This window comes from Salinibacterium sp. AL4.1, assembly GCF_059767305.1.
Genome location: NZ_JBSOQK010000001.1, coordinates 1,199,432 through 1,222,557, shown reverse-complemented (window position 1 = coordinate 1,222,557; position 23,126 = coordinate 1,199,432). Strand labels below are relative to the sequence as shown.

At 64.0% G+C, this 23,126-nt stretch carries 20 protein-coding genes; 4 read left to right on the top strand and 16 right to left on the bottom strand.

From position 1 onward, the window contains the following. Positions 1-5: 5 nt before the first annotated feature. The 6 genes from ACWTV3_RS06005 to ACWTV3_RS05980 form a co-directional block, all read right to left on the bottom strand. Positions 6-2,918 carry a DEAD/DEAH box helicase gene (locus ACWTV3_RS06005; protein WP_498477266.1) on the bottom strand — a complete coding sequence of 971 codons (2,913 nt, stop codon included), beginning with the start codon at positions 2,916-2,918 and terminating at the stop codon, positions 6-8. Next, on the bottom strand, positions 2,918-3,316 hold the full coding sequence (locus tag ACWTV3_RS06000; RefSeq protein WP_498477265.1) for a (deoxy)nucleoside triphosphate pyrophosphohydrolase: 399 nt from the start codon (positions 3,314-3,316) through the stop codon (positions 2,918-2,920). The genes ACWTV3_RS06005 and ACWTV3_RS06000 overlap by 1 nt, the downstream gene beginning before the upstream one ends. Positions 3,317-3,445: 129 nt before the next feature. Then, positions 3,446-4,282 carry a DNA-formamidopyrimidine glycosylase family protein gene (locus ACWTV3_RS05995; RefSeq protein ID WP_498477264.1) on the bottom strand — a complete coding sequence of 279 codons (837 nt, stop codon included), beginning with the start codon at positions 4,280-4,282 and terminating at the stop codon, positions 3,446-3,448. Next, on the bottom strand, positions 4,275-9,146 hold the full coding sequence (locus ACWTV3_RS05990) for an Lhr family ATP-dependent helicase (protein ID WP_498477262.1): 4,872 nt from the start codon (positions 9,144-9,146) through the stop codon (positions 4,275-4,277). Before ACWTV3_RS05990 ends, ACWTV3_RS05995 begins: the two co-directional genes overlap by 8 nt. Positions 9,147-9,333: 187 nt before the next feature. Beyond that, positions 9,334-9,957, bottom strand: coding sequence for an alpha/beta hydrolase (locus ACWTV3_RS05985; RefSeq protein WP_498477261.1), 624 nt, complete (start codon positions 9,955-9,957; stop codon positions 9,334-9,336). Positions 9,958-9,979: 22 nt separating this feature from the next. Then, on the bottom strand, positions 9,980-10,759 hold the full coding sequence (locus ACWTV3_RS05980; RefSeq protein WP_498477260.1) for a hypothetical protein: 780 nt from the start codon (positions 10,757-10,759) through the stop codon (positions 9,980-9,982). Between the two features lie 276 nt (positions 10,760-11,035). Here ACWTV3_RS05980 and ACWTV3_RS05975 point away from each other — a divergent pair, with 276 nt between their 5' ends. Further along, a complete protein-coding gene (locus ACWTV3_RS05975; RefSeq protein WP_341619163.1) occupies positions 11,036-11,575 on the top strand; it encodes an NUDIX hydrolase family protein in 540 nt (179 codons plus the stop codon). A gap of 742 nt (positions 11,576-12,317) precedes the next feature. Here ACWTV3_RS05975 and ACWTV3_RS05970 read toward each other — a convergent pair. The 4 genes from ACWTV3_RS05970 to ACWTV3_RS05955 all read right to left on the bottom strand — a co-directional run bounded on the left by ACWTV3_RS05970 (position 12,318) and on the right by ACWTV3_RS05955 (position 16,499). Continuing rightward, positions 12,318-13,994, bottom strand: coding sequence for a DEAD/DEAH box helicase (locus tag ACWTV3_RS05970; RefSeq protein ID WP_498477259.1), 1,677 nt, complete (start codon positions 13,992-13,994; stop codon positions 12,318-12,320). A gap of 283 nt (positions 13,995-14,277) precedes the next feature. Next, entirely contained in the window at positions 14,278-14,892 is a 615-nt protein-coding gene (locus tag ACWTV3_RS05965; RefSeq protein WP_498477258.1) for a DUF1684 domain-containing protein, read from the bottom strand. A gap of 47 nt (positions 14,893-14,939) precedes the next feature. Beyond that, complete coding sequence (locus ACWTV3_RS05960; RefSeq protein ID WP_498477257.1) at positions 14,940-15,935, bottom strand: DNA topoisomerase IB; 996 nt, start codon at positions 15,933-15,935, stop codon at positions 14,940-14,942. Between the two features lie 63 nt (positions 15,936-15,998). Next, positions 15,999-16,499 (bottom strand): hypothetical protein, encoded by a 501-nt coding sequence (locus ACWTV3_RS05955; protein WP_498477256.1) that lies wholly within the window; start codon positions 16,497-16,499, stop codon positions 15,999-16,001. 107 nt (positions 16,500-16,606) lie between these two features. Here ACWTV3_RS05955 and ACWTV3_RS05950 point away from each other — a divergent pair, with 107 nt between their 5' ends. From ACWTV3_RS05950 to ACWTV3_RS05940, 3 genes are all read left to right on the top strand, one after another. After that, the gene (locus tag ACWTV3_RS05950; RefSeq protein ID WP_498477255.1) at positions 16,607-17,641 is read left to right on the top strand and encodes an NAD(P)-dependent alcohol dehydrogenase; all 1,035 of its coding nucleotides are present in this window, start codon (positions 16,607-16,609) and stop codon (positions 17,639-17,641) included. Between the two features lie 61 nt (positions 17,642-17,702). Then, positions 17,703-18,245 carry a 2-phosphosulfolactate phosphatase gene (locus ACWTV3_RS05945; RefSeq protein WP_498477254.1) on the top strand — a complete coding sequence of 181 codons (543 nt, stop codon included), beginning with the start codon at positions 17,703-17,705 and terminating at the stop codon, positions 18,243-18,245. 64 nt (positions 18,246-18,309) lie between these two features. Continuing rightward, entirely contained in the window at positions 18,310-18,633 is a 324-nt protein-coding gene (locus ACWTV3_RS05940) for a DUF427 domain-containing protein (RefSeq protein WP_498477943.1), read from the top strand. A 93-nt stretch (positions 18,634-18,726) separates the two neighbouring features. On the opposite strand, the gene ACWTV3_RS05935 is transcribed toward ACWTV3_RS05940, so the two are convergent. The 6 genes from ACWTV3_RS05935 to ACWTV3_RS05910 form a co-directional block, all read right to left on the bottom strand. Next, complete coding sequence (locus tag ACWTV3_RS05935; protein WP_498477253.1) at positions 18,727-19,401, bottom strand: CGNR zinc finger domain-containing protein; 675 nt, start codon at positions 19,399-19,401, stop codon at positions 18,727-18,729. A gap of 111 nt (positions 19,402-19,512) precedes the next feature. Continuing rightward, positions 19,513-19,980: a SprT-like domain-containing protein gene (locus ACWTV3_RS05930; protein ID WP_498477252.1), complete on the bottom strand. Its 468-nt coding sequence runs from the start codon at positions 19,978-19,980 to the stop codon at positions 19,513-19,515. 24 nt (positions 19,981-20,004) lie between these two features. Further along, positions 20,005-20,697, bottom strand: a complete 693-nt coding sequence (locus ACWTV3_RS05925; RefSeq protein ID WP_498477251.1) for a signal peptidase I — start codon at positions 20,695-20,697, stop codon at positions 20,005-20,007. Beyond that, positions 20,690-21,547, bottom strand: coding sequence for a hypothetical protein (locus tag ACWTV3_RS05920; protein ID WP_498477250.1), 858 nt, complete (start codon positions 21,545-21,547; stop codon positions 20,690-20,692). The genes ACWTV3_RS05925 and ACWTV3_RS05920 overlap by 8 nt, the downstream gene beginning before the upstream one ends. Then, positions 21,538-22,491 carry a hypothetical protein gene (locus ACWTV3_RS05915; RefSeq protein ID WP_498477249.1) on the bottom strand — a complete coding sequence of 318 codons (954 nt, stop codon included), beginning with the start codon at positions 22,489-22,491 and terminating at the stop codon, positions 21,538-21,540. Before ACWTV3_RS05915 ends, ACWTV3_RS05920 begins: the two co-directional genes overlap by 10 nt. Next, positions 22,488-23,069: a TasA family protein gene (locus ACWTV3_RS05910; protein WP_498477248.1), complete on the bottom strand. Its 582-nt coding sequence runs from the start codon at positions 23,067-23,069 to the stop codon at positions 22,488-22,490. Before ACWTV3_RS05910 ends, ACWTV3_RS05915 begins: the two co-directional genes overlap by 4 nt. Positions 23,070-23,126: the final 57 nt, after the last annotated feature.

The following is a 23,126-nucleotide window of genomic DNA, read 5'->3' as shown; positions in this document are numbered from 1 at the left end:
CGCCGTTAATCCGTCAAGTTCGTGTGGAAATAGTCGAAGAGGCCGGCCGGGATTGGCTTTTCGAATCGCAAGTGCATCCGAACCACGGATAGCTCTTTGCCTGACGCGCTCGGCATCGTGGTTTGCTCTGCATCCTGCGCGGTTGCCTGACCGAGGTAGTAATGACCTGGGCCGTCTGCATCGCTCTTTTTCGAGAACACATGGATGTCGACTGCCCCGTCGAGAATCTTGCGGACTTCGGGGGTCTCCAGATTGGTTCTGCTGCGCGTGTACCAAAGCATCGTGTGGGAGTCGAGCAGCTCATCTTCGTAAGCGGTGCTTTCGGAGACTTCGTCGGACTTGTGAAGCGTCACGAAAATAGGACAGGTTCTTGTGTCGGTATCGACTTTGTATCCGTAGATAGTCGAGTACATGTTGCTTCGCCAGTTGAGAAGGCGGCTCGCATCCTTGCGTGAATACTGACTGCCCGGAGTGAACGGGCTGGCGAGCGAGTAGCGGTCTGTCGTGAGTTGCAGGCCGCTGTCGATCACATCGTCAAGGTGGGCTCGAAACGGGGCCTGTGTTCGGTACGCGTCTGCGAATTCTGGGCTTAGCTCCGCAACTCCGTGGTCGTTCGTGATCGCCGGGCCCGACGTCTTGAACATGGCAACTTCGGATGCAGTATTGAACTCAAGAGTGAGGCTGCGGAGGACAGCTTTGACGGTGGTGTTGTCGACGGATAGCCCCGCGGACGCGAGCGCCGCCGCCGCGGACTCTTCGTCTAAGCGCCCGCTGGAGAGCAGCGCGCGCAGTAGCAGTAGCTCATGCGGTCGTTTGGCCGTCAGTAGTTCTTTCGAGACCACCGTGAGCGCTCGTGATTCCTGCTCGGAAAGCTCGTTCTCGGCCACCTTGACCTTGGCGAGCAGCGCGGGATAGTTCCCCATCTTTGTCGCGAGAACAACAGGGTCGACTGACTCGAACTTCAAAAAGTCCGAGAGCAGCGGAACTCGACCGACGCGTCTCCGCACACTTTCGATCGCGCTCTTGAGGTTCTGAAAGCTATCCAATTTGACGGTTGCAAGCGATTCAAGAACGCGCTTTTGAGAGATGCGGTCAAAGCGCACACTAGAGAGGCCAGCGAGAACTCCGACCTCCTCGGCCGCGATGAGGTTCTTGCGAATCGACTCCTTGTTGAGCGAGTCATCACCAAATAACGCGATCGGGATGAGGAAGTTGTTCGCGTAGTTTCCGATGAAGTCGATGACGACGAGGTAATCCTTGCCCTGGACCTTTCTAAGGCCTCGACCGAGCTGCTGAACAAAAACGATGCTCGACTTAGTGTGGCGCAGCATGATGATCTGGTTCACGGTGGGGATGTCGACACCCTCGTTGAAGATGTCTACTGTGAGCACGTAATCGAGTTCGCCCGCTTCAAGGCGTTCAACTACAGCCTCGCGCGCTTCGATCGAATCCTGGCCGGTGAGCGCGACTGTGCGCAGCTGCCTTCCGCGAAGATGCCGCTTGTTGAGCTCACCAGAGAGGGCGTGCGCTTCCTCTTTGCGGCTGCAGAAGATCAGGCCGCGCGGGCTTGCTCCTGCTTGACCGTAGGTCTCGATGGACTTCAGGATCAGGTCGATACGTTCTCGAGTTACAAGCCGTGAAAGCGAAGTTGTTTCGGTCGTGGTGAAGCCGTCGTCAAATGTGATGTCAGCGACCCCGTAGTAGTGGAACGGGGCGAGCATCTCCAGTTCGAGAGCGGTGTTCAATCTGATTTCGTACGGGACGTTGTAGTCGAACAACTCGAAGATATTCTCGCCGTCAGTGCGCTCGGGCGTAGCTGTCATCCCCAGAAGGAACTTCGGTTGAAAGTGGTCGAGGACTCTCGTGAAGCTCTTGGCGCCGGCACGATGTACTTCGTCGATCAGGATGTAGTCGAAGGTGGTGGGGTCCAAGCTGTCGAGTACGTGCTGCTGCGAGAGAGTTTGCACAGTGGCGAAAACATAGCGCATGTCGGGCTCACGCTCGTTGCCGGTGATCTTTCCAAAGTCTGCTCTGGGCGCAGCGAGCACTTTCTGGAACTCGGTGATGGCTCTGTCGAGGATCTGCTCCCGGTGGGCGACGAAGAGTAGGCGTTGCGGATTGACAGCGCGAACATCCAAAGCCGAAAGAATTGTCTTTCCTGTGCCGGTCGCGGAGATAACGAGGGCTCGGTCCTTCTGAGCCGCACGCACTGTAGCTATGGCGCTGAGGGCATCGACCTGCATTACATTCGGAGTGATCGACCCGACTGTCTCTGGCTCTTCGAGCGCTGGGGTGGACCGCCGTCCGCCTCGTGGGCGCAGCGCCGGAGGTCGGTAGTGGGCGGCATAGTCATCGATCCAGTCTTGTGTGAGAGGCGTCGAGTTGAAAAGCTCATCGTCAAGAAGGTTGGTGAATTGTTCGGCGAGGTCACTATCGCGGGTAGCTGAGACCCGGAGGTTCCATTCGTGGTTCTTCGCTAGAGCGGTCTCAGTCAGGTTCGAACTACCGAGAATCGCAGTGACGCCACTGGGCTGTTGAAAGACATAGCCCTTCGGATGGAACGCGGTCTCGTTGTGGATGCGAACATCGATCCCGAGCTCTTTGAGATTGAGCAGTTCCGAAAATGCGTGAGGCGAGTTGAAGCCGAGATAGTCGGAGGTGATGATTCGCCCGACGCCTTCGAAATCGATCAGTTCCTGTTTGAGCAATGCGATTGCACGAGGCGAGACGAAAGCCACCGAAAACGTGAAAGAGGTGGCTCGCTGCAGCTCAGTTCGCAGCGCCCGCAGCATCGAATCGTTCTCTGTGTTGAGAACCAGATGAGGATGAAGTCTTCGCGGAGCGTGAACGGTCTTGTCGACGTACCCAAATTCGACATCTCGGCCAAAGGGCTCGAGTTCGCGAAGATCGGTTACCACTAGGCGCTCGCCGCCTTCTGGATTAGCTCGACCGCCGGGATGTCGGCAGGTGCCCACTCAAGCGAGCTCAGTTCTGCGGGCGAGAGCCAAACAACTTCAGCGTGCTCAGTCAGCACTGGCGTTCCGGAGAGCAGCTCGCAGTAGAAGGTCGTCAGCACGACGATCCCGAAGTCGTACTCGTAAGTCGTGGTGGTGATCAGCTCGCCCACCGACACTTCGCACTCAAGCTCTTCGGTGATCTCGCGCGCGAGGGCATCGCGGGGAGTCTCGCCAGCTTCGATCTTGCCGCCGGGGAACTCCCACATGCCAGGCAAAGCGCCGCCCGAGCCACGTTGCGCGCCGAGGACCAGACCTTCGCGAACGATGACGGCACCGACGACGTTGATCTGTTTCTTCACGGATAATCTCTCTCGGCGACTTCTCGAAGGGTGAGCGTTAGCACCGTGCTGCAGGCCAGCGCTATTCGCCCCAGCCTATTGGCGAGACCAGGCCGCGCGGAGTACGACACTGCCCACGGCCGAGCGACATTACTTCTGGCAGCTCGGGCACCACCACATGTAGCGGGTGTCGGTGGGGCCGGTGCCGAGTTGATCCGACTCGATGCGGGTGCCGCAGCGCAGGCACGGTTCGCCGCGCCGCCCGTGCACCCAGTAGCGGGGCTTGCCGCGCGGCAGGCCCGTGAGATTGCGGATCGGGCGGTCCTTGTTCACCATGATCGCCTTGTAGCCGAGCGCGACAAGGCGTTTCGGATCGGCGATCTCGCCGATGGGGGTGTGCGGGCGCACGCCGCGCAGAAAGCTCAACTCGTTCGCGAACACATTGCCGATGCCGGCGAGGTTCCGCTGATCGAGTAGCGCGAGCGCTACCGGGCGCGCTGGGTCTGACAGCAGGTTCGCCAACGCGAGTTCGGCATCCCAATCGGGGCCGAGAAGGTCAGGGCCCAGATGCCCCACAATGCTGTCTTCGGATGCCGTGGGCACCACCTCAAGCAGCCCCAGTTCAAAACCTACCGCGGTCTTCGTTGCCGTACTCAGCACTCCGCGAGCCAGGTAGGAGGGCTTGCGCCACCGTTCCCCGGCGCCGTAAATCTGCCACACGCCCTCCATCTTGAGGTGGCTGTGGATGGTGAGGCCGGCGCTCGGTTCGCCCGCTCTGGCTGCGCCCGCCGAAGCCACGGCGGCGGAGCCCGGCGCAACCCGAATCAGCAGGTGCTTGCCGCGCGGCACGACACTCGTGACGGTCTGGCCGCTGAGGTCGAGGGTCGCAAAAGCAGGCACGCGAAAATCGGTGCGCGTGAGAACTTGGCCGTCGAGAGCCGCCCGCAATTTGGCAGCTGCCTTATAGACGGAATCACCCTCAGGCACGGAGCCTCAACCCCTGCGGAGTGGCCACAAACCCGGCCTCGACGAGGGCCTTGCCCACGGGGGTGCCGACGGCGAAGTCGCCATTCACCTTCTCGATGCGCAGCTTCGGCAGCGTTCCGCGCAGGGTGCTCGTGAGCGAGCGGGTCGCGGCATCAACGACAGCTGGTTCCAAATCGAAGGCCAGCAGCGACTTGCCGCCGCGCTCTAGGTAGAGCGCAAGATGCCCATCGACCATCACGACGATCGCACCCGCCTTGCGGCCGGGGCGATGCTTCTTGGGGGTGTCAGCGGCGGACTTCGCGGATGAACTCGCGGATGCCGAGGTTGCGGCCCACGCATCTGAGCCTTCGTCGCCAGCCGGCCCAGCGCCAGAACCGGCCATGCCAGCGCTGCCAGCGCTGCCAGCAGCAGAAGCGTCGCCGCTCTCAGCCCCAGCATCCTCGCCGCCAACCACCGGCCACCCCAGAGCAGCCCCGTAGGGGTTCGCGGGGTCGGTCGCGGCGAGAGTGATCGCTAGAAGTTGGGGCGCAGCATCCGGATCCCGAGTGAAACCACGAAGGCGGTCAACGGTGGCTCCTGTCGCAAACTGGGCGGCACCGAGCCCCTCGATGAAGTAGCCGCGACGAGCGCGACCGGTCTCTTCGAAGCCGCTCAGTACGCGGTACGTCAAGGCGAAGCCGCCACGGATGCCCTCGCTCACGACAGCACCGCGCGTCACGACCGCGTGCCGTTCGAGCATCAATTCGGCGGTCGACTTGGCGCGCACGGTCGTGTCACCTTCGGCGGTTTCGAGGAGCGCCCAGCGGCCGGACGCACTCGGCGGCCCCGCCTGCGCCACCGTCGAAACGCGACCGCGATAGGCCCGAGCCCGCGCCGGTCGCGGAGCCCGCGTTGCCCGCTGCGTCCCTCCGAGATGCGCGCGCAACGGCGCAAAACTGTCATTGGTGATGAGCGACCGCCACACCAAATCCCAGAGTTCCTTCAGCAGCACCTTGTCATCCGTGCTGCCCACCTGATTCGAGAGTTGCCTGAAGAAGAACGCACCGCCACCGGCCAGAGCCTCGAGAATGTTCTGCTGTAACTCGCTTAGCCCATCGCGATCCGGCTCGGGCAACGTCAGCGCTGCGGTCGCCGCCGGGTGCAGACTAATCCAGCCATCACTGCCCGCCAGCGCACCCTGCCCGGCCCACACCACTTCGCCCGAGGTCGTCAGTTCATCGAGCCACGCGGGCGAATAGTCACGCACGCGCGCACTCAGAATGAAGTTCTCCCACGCGGATGCCGGGGCCGAGTAACCAGCAAGTTGGTCGATGGTCTGCGCCAGCCCATCAATTCCGCGCAGTGAGTCACCGGCAGCGGAGACGTGTTGCCAGGCGGGCAGGAACCGACCTAACGTCGCGTGGGACACCGGTTCGACCTCTTGCCGCAGCGCCGCGAGGGATCGGCTGCGCAGGCGTCGCAGCACATCCACCGAGCACCACTCGGTGCCGCTCGCGCCGGGGCGAAACTCGCCATCAACAACACGGCGGTCGGCCGCGAGACGGCGCAGGGTGTCCTGCACAACGGCGGTTCCGAGCCCGAAGCGGGCTGCGGCATCCGCGAGTGTGAAGGGTCCGTGAGTGCGGGCGTAGCGACTGACAAGGTCGCCGACGGGATCATCAACGGGCTCGATGAACGCGGCGGGCACACCAATGGGCAGCGGAACCCCAAGCGCATCCCGCAGTCGTGCGGAGTCTTCGATGCCGGCCCAGCGACGTTCGCCCGCAATGGTCACTTCGAGCACGCGGTTCGCTTTCGCGAGCCCGGCCAAGTCGGTGGCGAGGGCGGTGCCGGTCACGAGCGAGCGCGCTTCGATCTCGGCAACGGTCTGTGGGCCAAGCACGCGCAGCAGATCGACGATGCCCTCGGCATCCCGGGCATGGCGCTCTGGCACCAGTCGCTGCAGCTCGTTCTCGGTCTGGGCGATCACGTCGGGGTCGAGCAGTTCGCGCAGTTCGGCACGGCCCAGAAGCTCGGCGAGCAGTGCCGGGTCGAGCGAGAGCGCGGCCGCGCGACGCTCGGCCAGCGGCGAATCACCCTCGTAGACGAAAGCGGCCATATAGCCGAACAGCAGGCTGCGCGCGAACGGCGAAGGCACATCCGTTTCGGTCTCCATGACGCGGATGCCGCGGCTGGCGATGCGCTTCGTCAGCGCCGTGAGCGCCGGCAGGTCGTACACGTCTTGCAGCACTTCGCGCACCGTCTCGAGCACGATCGGGAAGCTCGGGTACTTTCGCGCCACATCCAGCAGTTGCGAGGCCCGCTGGCGTTGCTGCCACAGCGGCGAACGCTTGCCGGGGTCCCGGCGCGGCAGCAGCAGGGCGCGAGCAGCGCACTCCCTAAAGCGTGCGGCGAACAGCGCCGAGCCGCCCACTTCTTCTGTGACAATCTGTTCGAGCTCGTCAGCGTCGAACACGAAGAGGTCGGCACCGGGCGGCGCGGCATCGGTGTCCGGGATGCGCACGACGATGCCGTCGTCACCGGCCATGGCCGCGCCATCCACGCCCAACTGTTCGCGGATGCGCGCCGTAATCGCCAACGCCCAGGGCGCGTGCACGGGCATGCCGTACGGGGAATGCAAGATCACGCGCCAGTCGCCCAGCTCGTCGCGGAACCGCTCCACCACGAGGGTGGTGTCGCTCGGCACGTGACCGGTGGATGCCTTCTGCTCGGTCACGAGAGCGATCAAGTTCGTGACGGCGTGCTCATCGAGCCCGATCGACTCCGCCCGAGCGCGTGCATCGTCAGCGGATGCCGTAGCAATTTCTTTAGTGAATGCCCCGATGGCTTCGCCCAGTTCAGCCGGGCGGCCGAGGCCATCGCCCTTCCAGAACGGAACGCGGCCGGGTTGCCCGAAGGCGGGGGAGACGAGCACTTGGTCGTGGGTGATGTCTTCAATGCGCCAGCTCGTGGTGCCGAGGGCGAAGACGTCGCCGACGCGCGATTCGTAGACCATCTCTTCGTCGAGTTCACCGACGCGACGGCCGGGGGCTCCGGCTTCGCCGCCGATCATGAACACGCCGAAGAGGCCGCGGTCGGGGATGGTGCCGCCCGAGGTGACGGCCAAGCGTTGGGAGCCGGGGCGACCGCTGATGGTGCCGGCAACCCGATCCCACACCACGCGCGGGCGCAGCTCAGAGAATTCGTCGCTCGGGTAGAGGCCACTCAGCAGGTCGAGGGTCGCGTCGAAGGCGCTGCGCGGCAGGGTCGAGAATGGCGCGCTGCGGCGCACGGTGTCGAACCACTCTTCGATGTCGATCTCGTCGAGAGCCACGGCGGCAACGGTCTGCTGCGCGAGTACGTCAAGCGGGTTTGTCGGAACCGAGAGGGCTTCGATCTGCCCACTGCGCATCCGCTCCACGGCGACAGACGTGTGGATGAGGTCGGTGCGGTGCTTCGGAAACAGCACACCCTTGGAGATTTCCCCAACCTGATGCCCGGCTCGTCCAATGCGCTGAAGCCCGCTCGCGACCGACGGCGGTGACTCCACCTGAATGACAAGGTCGACGGCACCCATGTCGATACCGAGTTCGAGCGAACTCGTCGCAACCACGCAGCGCAGCACTCCCGTTTTGAGGTCGTCTTCGATGATCGCGCGCTGGTCTTTGCTGACCGAGCCGTGGTGTGCACGCGCGAGCAGCGGAGCAGCGCCCATGGTGGATCCGCCCTGCGCCATCATCTGAGCGGGTGGCTTCCACGGTTGCTGCGGGGCGGCGTAGGCGGCGGCATCCGCGCTGGCTTGGGAACGTTCGAGAACGGCGGCGGCATTACCGGTTCCACTGTCTGCGCCGTCGCCAACTCCGCCAGTGCCGTCGCCACCACCACCACCGCCGGCGTTATTGCTACCGGCGCCATCGACGCTGCTGTCGTTCAGTCGTTCGTCGTAAATCTCGTTGAGACGGGCGGTGAGCCGTTCAGCCAACCGCCGCGAGTTGGCAAACACAATCGTCGAGCGGTGCTCGAGAATCGCGTCAACAATGCGCTCTTCGACGTGCGGCCACAGGGATGCCGCCGACTCGGGCGTTGCCTCATCGTCGGCACCGTCGCCGCCGCTGGCTTTGCCGCGCGCCGAAGCAACCGTGCCGGGAATCGTCATGTCGGGAACGGGCACAACAACGCTCAACTCGAACGTCTTGGTCGACGGCGGATGCACGATCGCGACCGGGGCGCGTCCGCCCAAGAAACGAGCGACTTCGTCGATCGGTCGCACGGTAGCGGAGAGGCCGATGCGCTGTACGGGTTTCGCGAGCAGAGCATCCAATCGCTCCAACGACAGCGCAAGGTGGGCGCCGCGCTTGGTGGCGGCGACGGCGTGCACTTCGTCGATGATGACGGTGTCGACGTTCTTGAGGGTCTCGCGGGCTGCCGAGGTGAGCATCAAATACAGCGACTCGGGGGTCGTGATGAGGATGTCGGGTGGGGTGCGCGCCAGCAGCCGGCGGTCTTGAGCGGTGGTGTCTCCCGAGCGAACGCCCACGGTGATGTCGGTTTCGCCAAGCCCGAGCCGGCGAGCGGTTTGAGTGACGCCGACTAGTGGCGCGCGCAGGTTGCGTTCGACGTCAACGCCGAGCGCTTTGAGCGGCGAGATGTAGAGAACGCGAGTGCGCTGCTTGGGATTGGCCGGGGGAGGACTCGAGGCGAGCTGGTCGATCGCCCACAGGAACGCGGCAAGCGTCTTACCGGAACCGGTCGGGGCAACGACGAGCGCGTTAGCTCCGGAGGAGACAGCATCCCACGCACCGAGTTGGGCCGGGGTGGCAGCATCGAACGCGCCCTGGAACCACTCTCGGGTGGCGGGCGAAAATTTGCCGAGCACGTCGCTCATGTCTCTATCTTCGTCGCAACCCCTGACAGTGCCCTACGGATTTCGCCGAAGGCGTGCGGCGGGGCTGTCGACGGCGGCGCCTACGCACCACACGCGACCGCCGCTCACTCGCGGTCGCACCGCGAACCGCACCGGGAACCGCACCGCGAACCGCGCCGCGAACCGCACGCGAACCGCACGCGAACCGCTAGGAGTGCGTGTGCAAGAAGCTCACAAAATCGTTGAGCTCATCGGTCGAGATCGCGTGCGCAAGCCCCTCATAGATACGGGTCTCAGCGTGCGTGTGATCAACAAGCCACTCCTCGGTGCGCGCGATCGCCGCCGCGGGAATCACGGGATCATCCGTGCCGCGACCCCAAAATACGGGCGGGCGGATGGCCGTGAGCGCCGCATCTCCGGGGTGCTCGGCACTGGCCACGAACCCGGAGAGTGCGACGGCACTCGTGAAGCGTTCCGGGGCGAGCCGCAATAGTTGGAGCGACATGGCTGCCCCTTGCGAGAAACCGAGGAGGCTCACACTCGTGAACTGCTGGGCATCGAGCCATTCGAGTACGGCGTTGGCTGCGTCATCCACGCCAGAAACCCGGGGGAGCCCGCCACCGCTGAGATCGATCGGGAACCACGAGAACCCGCCGCTTTCGGGGATAGGCGCACGCAGCGAGGCGATCACCGGGCCGAGCGGCAGGGCGGGAGCGAGCGAGAACAGATCGCCCTCGTGGGAGCCGTAGCCGTGCAACAGCACGATGAGCGGGCGGCCGGCCCGTTCGCGTTCAGGGGCCGACCAGAGCACTGCGGAGGAATCGATCTGCATGCCCAAAGCCTACGCGGCGCGGCTAGGGGCCGACGGTGACCGCGAGTCCCGTCGAGAAGAAGTCGAATTTCTCGCCGAACGTCGGGATCGTTGCGGTCTCGCACGTCAACATTGCGACGAGAGCACCGCCAGAGTCCGGCATAGACCGGGCGACAATTTCAGTGCTCATGGCTACCTCGTCAGCGTTTCTCTGGCTGATAGTTGCTGAGGCGAAGTCGATCGATGACCCGCTTCCGGCACCAGCGATCGGAATGTCGGTCGCTGCTCCGGCATTGAGCACCAACGCTTCAGAATTGCCGGCGGTCAATGCTTTGATCTCCTGAGTAAGAAGATCGGGGGAGAGCACGGCGTCTCCAGCATTCTCGGTGTCGGGTGCCGCGAGGCTTTGCGAGGCGATTAGTTCGCAGCCAGTGGCATCGTCCTGAAACACGGTAATGCCGACCAGATCGAGATCGAGCTCCTGCCACGTCGGTTCGAGCGTCAGCGCCCACACCGGCAGCCCATCGAATACCGCGTTTCCCGCGAGTGGAATGCGCTCGCCTGCAGTGGCGCTTCCGCTCGCGGAACTCGTCGATTCGGATCGTGCCTTCGTTGTGGCGCCTTCGGTGCACCCGTCGAGCTCACCGAACTCATCGCACTCGTACGAGGTGGCAGAAGCGAGCCCCGAGGCCACGATGATCGTGGTCGTAGCGGCGGACGCAAGAAACACGATGATCGTGACCGCAATTAGCGCCCACGCCCATCCGGGCAGCGGAAGGCGGGCAGGCTTGGGTGCCGCCTCAGCCGATGCCGGTGTTGCCATTATCGGTGCCGCGCGTTCCCTGTCGCTCTCATGCGACGGCTCTGAAGAGGAGGGGCTGTTCTCGGTCATGGGTTCCCTTTCGCGTGACAGGCGAGTGCCTGAGAGAGGAACGCTAATTCGGGGGCTGATGCCTCCGGCCCGAGGCTGCGCTAGCTGTGCACTGCGCGAGCGAAAGCGAGATTGTGAGCGACTAGTGGCGAGCCCGGCCGAGCCCGCCGCGGCATCCGCTCGACGACATCGTGCACGCCAAGCCCGCGCGATAGGTGACAATGGAGCATGAGCTCCGTCGGCACACCAGACCCCAACTCGTCTTGGCTTTCAGATGAAGAGCTTGCGGAGACCCGCAGGCGACTGCCGCTGCTCTATGTCGAGGCTGTTCCTGTGCGCGTGGATGGGCTGGGTCGCGTCATTGAGGTCGGCACCCTGGTGCGCGGCAACAGTGGTGAGATCACCCGAACCCTCGTCTCGGGCCGTGTCATGTTTGGCGAGACATTGCGCGATGCTCTGTTCCGTCATCTGGAAAAGGACCTGGGCCCCATGGCCTTCCCGCTGCTGCCGGCAAGCCCGACCCCGTTCATGGTCGCCGAATACTTCCCGTGGCCCGGCGACAGCCAGTTCACGGATCCCCGCCAGCACGCCGTCTCGATGGCCTACGTCGTTCCCGTCACGGGGACGTGCGAACCGCGTCAGGATGCGCTTGAGCTCACCTGGTTGAGCCCCGCCGCAGCGGTATCCGACGACGTCACCGCTGACATGGAGGGTGGTCGCGGAGCGCTACTGCGCGCCGCCCTTGCTTCCGTCGGCGTACTGCCGTAACTGCGAGCTAGCTCCTGCCCGCCAGTCTGCTGAGGGCAAGCTTTGGAAATTCAGGAAATCCGTTCGCCCGTTCGCGCACGGTCACGCAAAATGCCGAGAACTCTGCGGGAGCAATGTCGTACACGCGGTTGGGTCAACAGAGTTTCCTGAGTTTCCTGAATTTCCGCAAGGCAGTGCTGTCGTGCTCGTTCAGCGTGACCGCGGTTGCGGCCGAAGAGTCGTTGTGCGCCGGCCGCCAGTAGTTGGGTGCTGTGCTGTGCTGCGCATTGCGCGCCCGCTGCTCGTACTGGAGCTGTACAACGTTGGAAATTCAGGAAATCTGATGCGCGCGCCTGGGCTGCCTGTTTGGATGCCCCGAAATCCGGGCACGTTGGGGCCCGTGAACGCGCGTCGAAACAGAATTTCCTGAATTTCCAAAGGTTGATCAGGCTGTCTGGCCGGCAGGTTACCCGAACAGCGAGCTGCCGAGTTAGCCGCCCAGCACCCCGCACCCAGCGCCTAGCGTCCAGTCAGCGAGAGCGCCCTTAAACGCCGAAGGGCGACGAACCCCACCCCCAGCGCTGCTGGAGGGGATTCGCCGCCCTCGACGGTGAAACTGTGGCACGCCTACGCGTGCCCGGCAGCACGCTTCCGCGCGCTCGCCGGCACGCCTGCGCGAGCTCGGCAGCGCGCCTACGCGTGCCCGGCGGCACACTTCCGCGAGCACGGCAGCGCGCTCACGCGCACCAGAAAGAGCTAGAGCTTAGCGCCCGCTGCTCGATGCGCGACGGTTGGGTCGAACGACCTGGCCGACGCGAACCGGTCCACCGTTGCCGGCCTGAGCGCGACCCTTGCCACCGCGCGGACGCGAGGGGGCTTCGGACTGCTGCTGGCGAGGCTGGTGAGTCGAACGCTGTTCGCTTGCACCGGAACCGGCTACAACGGCGCCACGGCCGGAGCCCTGACGATCGTTACGCTGCTGACCACCGCGGGCGCCGCCACGAGGAGCACCCTCGCGAGCACCGTCACGGGCGCCATCGCGGGCTGCACCGTTACGGCCGCCACGAGCGCCACCGCCACCGTTGCCACCACGACCACCGGCGCCACCACGGCCACCCTCACGGGCACCATCGCGTTCGCCTTCGTAGAATCCGCCTTCGCCACCGCGACGGGCACGCTTGCGCTGGGCGTTTGCACCCTGCGAGCGTCCACCCTGCGACTGGCCACGGGCGGGAGCTGCCGCACGAGGAGCAGGCTTTACGTATTCGGCTACCTCGCCGGTCAGGGCCACAACGGCTTCTGACTTAGCGTTCACGTGCTGCGGGGTCACCGTGATGGCGGCCTTACGCAGCAGTGCTGCAGTATCTTTGCGCTGGGCGGGAAGAACGATCGTGACAACGTCGCCCTCTTCACCAGCACGAGCGGTACGGCCGCTGCGGTGCAGGTATGCCTTGTGCTCGGCGGGCGGGTCAACGTGGATGACCAGCTCAATGTTGTCGACGTGCACGCCTCGCGCTGCAACGTCAGTAGCAACAAGCACCTTCACGTCGCCAGCGGAGAACGCGGCGAGGTTGCGGTCACGGGCAACCTGCGAGAGGTTTCCGTGCAGGTCAACGGCGGGGATTCCGGCATCCGTCAACTGGCGTGCCAGCTTCTTGGCGTGGTGCTTGGTGCGCATGAAGAGGATGCGGCGGCCGGTGCCCGAAGCAAGCTTTTCGATGAGAACGCGCTTGGATTCGACGCTTTCGGTCTCGAACACGTGGTGAGTCATGGCGGAGACGTGCGAGGTCGCTTCGTCAACCGAGTGAAGAACCTCGTTGTGGAGGAAGCGGCGAACCAGCTTGTCTACACCGTTGTCGAGGGTGGCGCTGAACAGCATGCGCTGTCCGTTGCTGGGAGTCTTGTCGAGGATGCGGGTTACGACGGGCAAGAAGCCAAGGTCGGCCATGTGGTCGGCCTCGTCAAGCACGGTGATCTCGATTGCGTCGAGGCTCACGAAGCCCTGCTTCATGAGGTCTTCGAGGCGACCGGGGCAGGCAACGACAATGTCGACGCCGGCTTTGAGGGCCGCAACCTGGCGGTTCTGGCTGACGCCACCGAAGATCGTGGTGGTGTTGAGGCCGTAAGCCGCAGCGAGAGGTTCGATCACGGCAGAGATCTGCGTGGCGAGCTCACGGGTCGGTGCGAGTACGAGACCCAGAGGGCGACCCGAGCGGCGCTTGCCGCCCGAGAGCGTGCCGCCGAGGCGAGCAACCATGGGAAGCGAGAAGGCGAGGGTCTTGCCCGAGCCCGTCTTTCCGCGACCGAGTACGTCGCGGCCATTGAGGGTGTCGGGAAGGGTGTCGAGCTGGATGGGGAACGGCGTGGTCTTGCCATCGGCTGCAAGTGCAGCAACGAGAGGGGCGGGTACGCCAAGCGAGCTAAAAGTGTGTTCAGTCAAAACGGTGGTGCCTTTCGGGCATAAGTAACAGATGGGCGTTACACCGGAGGCGCACACACCGTTCGAGTTGAACGTGGCAGTGCTGATCTACACCGACCCAATCAGGAGTTTCGCACGGATGCGGCACACAGGTCAGATCTCGAACTTTCGTTCGGCGCGGATTACTCCAGTTCGCCGGAGAAAGTTATCTACGAGCCTCACGTTTCTGATTGACGTGGGCGAGAAGAGGGAAGCGTTCTACGACGCAGGGAAACATAATTGTTTCGCAAGTACCCCCACTGTATCAGGCAGCGACCCCGTAGCGCTCGCCTGCCGGCACTTGCACAGCCAGAGTGTTGCCGCCCTGCGCGAGCGGGCAGGCCCAGGCGGGGTCGTAGGCGCACGAAGGGTTGTACGCAAAGTTGAAGTCGAGCACGAGCGACTCGGGCGTGCTGCCCGGCCCCAGATCGGCACCCTTCACGGTGTCGAGAAGGTAGCGGCCACCACCGTAGGTGCCGCCTTTCACGCGAGAGAGGGCATCCTTCACGGGAATGAAAATTCCGCCGCCATACGACGCCAAGCGCCACACATCGAGCGAGCCAACCGAGTCGATCTCGACCGTGCCGAGCAGGTCGAACGGCACAACGCCATCCGTTCCTGTCTCCACGTTCATGCGGCGACCGTCGCCCGGAACAATGGATGCTTCGAAGCGCCAGTCGGGATTGTACGACTCAAACGGCAGCCCCTTGAAGCCGCGCAGGTCCTCCGGCAATAGCGGCGAAGCTGGATGCGTGGCGAACATCTCATCTCGTCCCGCACGCCAGTCGGCGTGGGCGCTCGCGGCATCCGGGTTCTCGCGGATGGCGGCGTAGAGAGCAAAGTTGCGGCGGCGCCAGTCGGCTACTTCAAGAGCGGTCATGAGTTCAGGCTAACCCGCGCTGCCGACAGCGAGCTTGGTGTCGGCCACTACGTGTCGCGCGAGAGCAGCGCCCGCACTTCACTTTCGGCCGAGGCGAGCCGCTGTGGGTTGATTGTCTCCCCGGCAGAAAACAGGTCAACGATGCGCGGGTCAACGTAGCTCTTCTTGGCGATCGCGGGGGTATTGCCGAGCACGTCGGCAGCCGCTTCCATCGCCTCACGAATAGCGCGCGATCGTGCCCGTTGGCTGAGTTTCTTCACTGCTACATCAGCGGTGGCGGCGCTCACCGCCAGGCTCGATGCCGCCGCGATCGTGCCGCGCAACGTGCGAAAGTCCTTGGCGGTGAAGTCACCACCCGTTCGTTCGCGAACGTAGTCGTTGATATCCGCTGCGGTGAGGGAGCGGCGCTCGCGGCCTTCCCGCCAGGAGAGAACCGAAGCGTCGGGAGCACTGCGCAGACGGCGTCGAATGAACTCGGCGAGGTCGGCATCCACAATTTCGCTCTCCCACTGTTGACCGCTCTTGGCGGGAAAGCAGAGTTGCACGCGATCGCCGACCACGGTGACGTGATCGCACAGGAGGGTGGAGAGGCCGTGGCTGCCGTGTTCTTCGGCGTAACGTTCGCTGCCGACGCGCAATGAGCCGGTGTCGAGCATCCGAAAGGCTGCGGCAAGAGTGCGCTCACGAGCGTCTTCGCTCGAGCGCAGAGTGCGGGTGACGACGCCGCGAGCGCCGGGCAACACGGCAGCAAGTTCGAGAGCGCGGTCGAACTTCACGCGGTCTTGACGTTCGCGCCAGGCCGGGTGGTAGATGTACTGGCGGCGGCCCGCTTCGTCGAAGCCAGTGGCGAGAACGTGGCCGTTCTCGTAGGGGCAGATCCAGACTTCGGTCCAGGCCGGAGGAATGCCGAGCGACGCAAACCGCGACTTGAGGTCGGCATCGGTGACCGTCGCGCCGGCAGGGTCGCTGTAGCTAAAGCCCTTGCCTGACCGCTTGCGCGAGTAGCCGCGCCCTGATGTATTGCTCCGCCGCAGTCGAGGCACCGCGTGTTCCTTTCGCCCCTGCGATTCGGCTCAGAGCCGACGGCTGAAGCCAGAACGGTCAACCTAAAGGTTGAGATTACTTCTTCTTGTTGTGCCCCAACTCCATGATGGGGCGAGGCGTCGCAGAGCTGCACCGCGCCACTGCCAAAATGCCCAGTAGAGAGGCCACAGGAGGGGAGTGAGAACTCCCGCACTGAAGATGAGTTGGTCGCGGTAGAGGGTTTTGCCTCCGGGCGCGGCGCTGATCGCCATGGAGTGTTCCCACTGTGTGATGAGAGCGAGAGGACCACTGAGCCCGCGCCCGCTGTCACGCATGATGCGAACGCCGTCAGGGGCATCCGGGAATGACACATCGATCACTTGCTGGCCCACCGGGAACAGCCCGGCGGCAGCCATGCGCACGGGATGCTCGCCCGCCTGCCACAGCTCAGGAAAGCCGCCGATCTCCAGCGAAGTGAAGGTCGAGAGCGGTGCCGAGACCTCTTGAAAAACGTGCGGGCTGCGGATGGCGCGCCAAGCATCGTCGGGGGCACAATCGAGTTCGAGTTTTAGAAACACGCGCATGCCTCTAGTGTCCTCCTGTCTGATTCAGGAATCCAGAGTGGAACCCCAAGCACCCCGAAAATCGGCCCGAACCCTACACTGGATGCACCGATTCGGCAGGAGCCCCGATGTCTATTCCTCCGCACACCAGCCCGAGCCCCACACCCTCCATTCCCGAGACGATGACCGCGGTAACGTCGCGGCGCTATGGCGACACCGACGTTCTCGCGATCGAGACGCTCCCGACGCCCACGGCAGGCTCCGGCATGCTGCTCGTGCAGGTCTTGGGCTCCTCGGCCAATGCGCTCGACTGGCGTCTGCTCAGTGGCACCCCGCTGTTTGTGCGACTTGTCATGGGGTTGCGTAGGCCCAAGCGGCTCACTCCGGGGGCGGATGTCGCGGGGCGCGTCGTTGCCGTCGGTAACGGGGTTACCGGCTTTGCGATCGGAGACGCTGTGTTTGGCGAGGCAAACGGCGGAGCCTTCGCCGAGTATGCCGCCGTCACGGCCAAGCACTTCGTCACCCTGCCGCCCGGCATCGACTTCGTGGCAGCGGGAGCAACTCCGGTCGCAGCTCTCACCGCGCTTCAGGGGTTACGGACTAAGGGGACGGTTCAGCCCGGCGATCGCGTGCTCATCAACGGGGCCGCGGGTGGGGTCGGCACTTTCGCGGTTCAGCTGGCGCGCATCCTCGGTGCCAGTGACATCACCGCCGTCTGCAGCGGCCGCAACGCCGAACAGTCGCTCGCTCTCGGCGCGACCCGAGTCGTTGATTACGAAACCGAGGACTACATCGAAGTCGGTGGCCAGTACGACGTCGTCTTCGACCTCATGGGCAACCGAACCGCCGACGACATGCGCACCATCTTGGCTCCCGGCGCGCGCTTCGTGGGCGTTAGCGGTCCCATGAGCAACCGGTGGGTCGGCCCCGTCTTCCACCTCATGCGCATGGCCCGCGCCTTCAAGAAGTCGGATGTTAAGTTCCACCAGTTCACCGCCGCGCCGACGCCCCACGACCTCAGCTACCTCGCCGCGCTGCTCGCTTCCGGCGAGCTTGTACCCGCAATCGAACGAGTCGTGGGGCTCAACGGAGTCGTCGACGCCATCGACCAGATTGCGTCCAGCCACGGACGGGGCAAGGTCGCGATCGTGCCAGGCAGGTAGCCTCCTGTCACATTTAGTAACCGAAGATGACGCGCGCGCACCTGCGCTTTAGCCTCAAGAAGTGAACGATCCCCGCACCCAACCCCAGTACCAGGTCCGCTTTGGCTTCGGTCGCGCTCAAGCGCACGAGCTGAGCGACGGCGCCGACGTTGTTGTGTGGGCGGATGCTCTAGCCGACGGTTCCACGCCCGCCCCCGAGCTGCCCGGCGAACTTTCGGTGCTCAGCGCCGGCACTGGGGCAGCCACGGCCGTCGCCGCGTGGGTTATCGCGCAACAAGAACTCAAAGGTGACCGCTTCACCGTCGCCGTCATCGCTGCCGGAAACGCGGACGGCGGATTCGCCGTCGACGACCTCCTCGCGGCGGGTGCGATCGTAGATGCTCTCGCCGATGCCGGCATTGACTACATTTCTCCGGAAGCGGCATCCGCTGTCGCTGCTTTCACGGGCCTCAAGTCTGCTCACAACCACTTGTTGTCGGCGAGTACCGCTGGCCAGCAGCTGATTCAGGATGCCGGACGCGGCGCCCTCGATGCCGCCATTGCCAGCAATTCCGCAGCCAGTTTTGCCATCGTTCAGCACAGTCGGCAACTCGTTCGGGAATGACCCTCGCGCTGTGAGCGTTGAACCGGATAGTCACTGACTGAGCTATCTGTCATTGACTCACGACATCGACTCAACGGAGGACAGTATGAAGGCAGTAATCGGCGACACCGTGATCGCAGAAGCACCCAAGGAAGATCTCCTCAAGATCGAGGGCAACTGGTACTTCCCGCCGGCCAGCGTGAACCACGAACTGCTCGAGAAGAGCCCCACCCCGTACCACTGCCCGTGGAAGGGTGACTGCCAGTACTTCGTTGTCAGCGCCAACGGCCAGCAGTACCAGGACCGTGCGTTCAGCTACCCGAACATTCTCCCGGGTGCAGCAGAACGCGTCGGCAAGGACTTCTCCAACTACGTCACCTTCTGGAAAGAGGTTCAGTTCGTCGACTAATCGACGACTGATGGTGCCCCGCTAGAGAGCGCCGCGTGAGCCAATAGGGTTCACGCGCACATCCTCGCCTGCGGGCACCTCTTAAGTGCGCAGCTAGCGTGCCGCATTGCGAGCACGATGGCTGCGCACTTTTGCGCGGTTGCCGCAGCGCTGCATCGAGCACCAGCGGCGGTTGTTTGAGCGTGATTCGTCGTAAAAGACGAGGGCACAGTCGTCAGCAGCGCATTCACGAATGCGTTCGTGCTGGTCGTCGCCAAAGAGGAAGACGGCTTCGCGCGCCATCGTCGCGAGCGCCTGACCGGTGCGAACGCGGGTGCGACCGGCCTGCAGGCTTCCGCCAGCCAACCGGGGTGGAACATCCGGAGTCGCAGCAAAGAGGTTGATGATGTCGACCTGGCGGGAATCGGGAGTGCCGTTCACGCTGAGCGCCGTGGCAATCGTCGCAATAGCTTCGCGTAAACCCTTTGCGTCGGTGAGATCGCGATCGGTGACCGTGCCATCGCACGCCTCGAAGCGGCCCTCGAGCCACGTCGCCAAATCGACCGGAGTGTTCAGGCGTTCCCATGCGGGGTCGTTGCCCATGGCGCCCGTGTACGCGAAGTCGAGCGCACGCGCACCTGAATCGAACCACCACTGACGTGAGGTGCGAGACGAGAACCACTGGCCAGTTGCGCCACCGGCGTTGTCAGCCGGGGGAGTGCTGGCGGGCGTGGCGGCGGGCAGAGTTGCGGGCGTGCCAATAGGGGAAGCGGTTTCGGGATAATGCACCTAACCATTATCGCCGGTTACGAGACACCCCGGTTACCGGCTGCGCTCGCGGCTCGACTCGAGGGCGTGCGACGTGCGCGCTCTGCGACGAAGCGCGAAGCACGTGACAACCTAACCGCGCGGCCGCGACACCACCCGGTGCACCCAGTGGATGCGATTGGCCGTGCTGAACTTGCGGGAGCACAGCCCGCACGCGAGAACGCGCGTGGGCTTGCGATACCGATGATGCTTGTGGCCGGCGGGGCAGGTGCCGACCCAGGGCGCAAACTCATCTGCAATCGCGCCGCCGTGCAGCCGCTTGCCCTCATAGCCGAGCTCTTTCGCAACGGCCTTCCACTGCGCTCCGTGCCCGGCACCGGGGCCCGCCATTGCATGGGCGATCTCATGCAGCAAGATCTGATGAATCTCGTCATCCTCGTACCGGGCAGCCAAATACCGCGACACCGAAATGCGCTTATGCGTGTAATTGCAGAGCCCGGCTCGGGTCTTGGCGTTGTCGAAGGTGAACTGCCAACTGTCATCCAAGTGCAATCGGATGAGGGCATCAGCCCACACGCGCACTCGGGAAAGTTCAGCCACCTGTCGAGGCTAATCGATGATGGGCTAGCCCAACCGCACGCGATTGTCGGCCGGCTCGACGGCATCCCCGGAAGCCGCTGCTTCGATGGATGCTGCGCGCTCGGCTTCACGCTGAGCGCGAGCCCGACGACGCTTGCGTTTGCGGGCGCCCGAGATGATTCCGCTGGTGATCATGAATCCGGCGTACACGAACAGGGCGATGGCGATGATGGGAACAAGCCACGCTTTGGCGCTGCCGTTGACGAAGTTGCTCACGTAGCCGATCCACGGAACGCTGTACCAGAGCTTGCCCTGCACCTGAACGGGCAGTACTTGCAGCTCGTCGGCGACATCATTGTTGTCGCCCTTCAACGTGAAGGTGCGGCTACCGTCGCTGGAGTTGGTGATGCCGGTGACGCGGTGAGTGATCACGCCGGCTTTACCGGATTCGATTTGGTACGTGATGACGTCGCCCACGGCGATCTCGTCGGTTTCGATGGGCTTGACCACGATGAGCGTGCCGGGAGGTAGCCCGGGCTCCATCGAACTGGTCAGCACAGTAAGGGGTAGTGCGCCGGCAACGTTGGGAACGATGATGACGAGCGCACCCACAAGCAGCACGAGAGCAAAGAGACCGCCGCTGATCCCCATGCCGAGGTAGTAAAGAATTCCGCGGGACTTTTCTTCGTCTGTGTTGGCGGAGTCGCGAGCGGCTGCACGAGTTGTCAGGTTAGACATTGTCGGCGTCCTTTCGTGTGCGACGGCCAGCGATCCACGAGATGCCAGCGCCGACCAGTGCGGCCAAGAACAGAATGAGTACAAGATACTCCTGATAAAGCCGCCAAGAGTTGGGGTCGAGTGTGAATCCCGTGGGGAAAGTGGGAGCGAGGCCAGAGGCCGTATCGGTGCTGTCGTCAGTCATCGCGGGGCTCGGGCTCGGTGTGGGAACCGGCAGCGCCGACGCGGTTCCGACTCCGTTGGCGGTGGTGTCTTTCGTCGTCGCCGTGGAGCCTGGAACGCCCGGCACAAGCGGAACCGTCGACCCGCTGTTGCCGCAGTGCGTTGCGGGCACGCTGCCGGGGGTGGTGTCCGAGAGCGTGAAGCGAAGCGAAATGGATGCCGTAGCGCCTTGACCTTGAGTGCCGGTCAAGTTGCCGAGAGTCAGGTTTGCCGTCACGGGCACGGTCTGGCCGGCTGCGACGAGCACTCCTTCGGTGGTGACGAGGCAGGGCGAGGCGCCGCTGATCGCCTGGGCGGCGCCGGCGTTGCTCGGAGTGCTGGTCGTCACGGTGAGGGCATCGGCATAGTGAGCGTCTGAGAACGACACGTCGCGCATGGTGATGCGGAGGTAGCCCGCCGCGGTGCCTGTGTTGCGCACGTAGATGGTTTCGGTTTGGCTGTCGCCAGGGCTCAGCAGCGCGATGTTATCGAAGACCGCACCGGGGTAGGTGCGGGCGAAGCTCACGCCGTCATCGCTCAGCTCAACGACGCCAACACCGGTCGCAGCGCTTGCGGGCGTTGCGCCGAGTACGAGGCTCAGAAGTGCTGCGGTGGCGATGCCGGATGCCCGGCGAAGTCCTAGCCGCATGAGAGACCCGATCCTTGACCCCACCAGTTGTACGAGCGCGGTTCGAGCGCAATTCCGGGGGAGTCGGCCGATTCGGTGCCGTCCACGGCAACGGCGCGGATGGTGACCGTTCCGCTGACGCCGCTTCCGGTGAGTCCGACCGTGGTGTCGGCGACGTTACCGATGAGCGAGCCGTTGTAGTAGATGTTGTAGCCGCCGTTGGGGGCTACAAAGCCGGATGGCGTCGACCACGCAATGGTCACGCTCGAGCTGGTGGAACCGTTGGTGCACTGCATGTTGGTTGGTGCGTTCGGTGCCGTGCTGATGAAGATGGACTGGGTGAAGGATCGGCCCGCTGCTGCGACAGCATCCGTGGCGTTCCAGTTTGTTCCCGCACTTGAGTTGAGGGCGAACGTCACATCAGTCGTGCGGCCGGCCTGAGTAACCAAGTTGCCCGTGAAAGTCGTGGAAGCGCACAGGATCGCACTGCCCGTAGACGCGAGGGTGATGTTGAGCGTGCTCAGTGAGACGGTGCCACCGGCAAGTGTCGACGAGACCACGGGGGTCGTAGCGGCGCAGGCGGAGCTCGTGCCCACCCAGAACTTCACGGCAACTTGGTTGCCCGCGAGGGTTCCGCTGCGAGAAATGGTGACGCTCGTGACCGACGCTTCGACGCTACCGGTGTTGCGCACGGTGATGGGCTTCGTCAGGGTCTGATTGGTGGCCGTGTAGGTGTAAGGACCGAGGGCGCTGATTGTGGAGGCGCCACTGGTGGTCGCCGTCGTCAACGCAACCGCGCCGGTGGCGGCGGTGGCGGTCTTGGTGGATGACGCAGTCCAGGCGGCGAAGCTCACACCAGAGACGAGTGTGAGGAATACGGCAACGCCGGCGATCATCGAGACGCGAGTGGACCGTTTCATGCCGCGGTAGCCCTGAGCGGTCGTGCGCTCTCCGGTGCGGCTCACGGCTGTACTCCAGAGATTGTGGCGGTGATGGCGACGTTTGTCGACTGGGCGTTTGACGGCGCATTGGCCGGAAGAGTGACGACGAGGCAGGCACTCGTGGATGCGCCAGCGGCGAGCGTGCTGTTCAGGGTTCCCGAGGGAACTCCCGAGCTGGGGCAGGCGCCGTTGGCTACAGAGATGGTGAACGGGTTCGTGGTTGATGAACCGGTTGCCGTCGCAGCGATGGCTGAGGAAAGTACGAGGGGCACGTCGCCCGTGTTGGTGATGGTGAAAGTGCCGGTGACTGACTTGCCTGGGGCAAGAGCGGTCCAGTTGAGTGACTGGTTGCCGACGGTCAGAGCGGCGGTGCCGGCGCTGATCGTGGAGCCGGGCGTCGCGGTAACGGACGAGTTCAAGAAGGCGTAAGTTCCACCGGTGCCGACGAGGCCGATCGAAACGGCGATGGCGAGAACGGCCATTGCCTTGACAATGCCGAGGGTTCCTCCACCGAAGGCGGTGAGAAGCGATGCTGCGCGGCGCTGGTGACGGCCGTTAATCATGTCAAGGCGGTGCGATCCGCGAACTGTCGAGGAGTTCATGGTGCACCGCCTTTCTATGAGAGAAAACTGCTACGAAACGTGAAGAGGATTGCCGGG

Coding starts and splice junctions, on each gene's coding strand:
- ACWTV3_RS05955 (WP_498477256.1), bottom strand. CDS start 16,499: ATGCGCGTGTTTCTAAAACTCGAACTCGATTGTGCCCCCGACGATGCT.
- ACWTV3_RS05980 (WP_498477260.1), bottom strand. CDS start 10,759: ATGGCAACACCGGCATCGGCTGAGGCGGCACCCAAGCCTGCCCGCCTT.
- ACWTV3_RS05985 (WP_498477261.1), bottom strand. CDS start 9,957: ATGCAGATCGATTCCTCCGCAGTGCTCTGGTCGGCCCCTGAACGCGAA.
- ACWTV3_RS05990 (WP_498477262.1), bottom strand. CDS start 9,146: ATGAGCGACGTGCTCGGCAAATTTTCGCCCGCCACCCGAGAGTGGTTC.
- ACWTV3_RS05965 (WP_498477258.1), bottom strand. CDS start 14,892: ATGACCGCTCTTGAAGTAGCCGACTGGCGCCGCCGCAACTTTGCTCTC.
- ACWTV3_RS05920 (WP_498477250.1), bottom strand. CDS start 21,547: ATGCGGCTAGGACTTCGCCGGGCATCCGGCATCGCCACCGCAGCACTT.
- ACWTV3_RS05910 (WP_498477248.1), bottom strand. CDS start 23,069: ATGAACTCCTCGACAGTTCGCGGATCGCACCGCCTTGACATGATTAAC.
- ACWTV3_RS05950 (WP_498477255.1), top strand. CDS start 16,607: ATGTCTATTCCTCCGCACACCAGCCCGAGCCCCACACCCTCCATTCCC.
- ACWTV3_RS05925 (WP_498477251.1), bottom strand. CDS start 20,697: ATGTCTAACCTGACAACTCGTGCAGCCGCTCGCGACTCCGCCAACACA.
- ACWTV3_RS05975 (WP_341619163.1), top strand. CDS start 11,036: ATGAGCTCCGTCGGCACACCAGACCCCAACTCGTCTTGGCTTTCAGAT.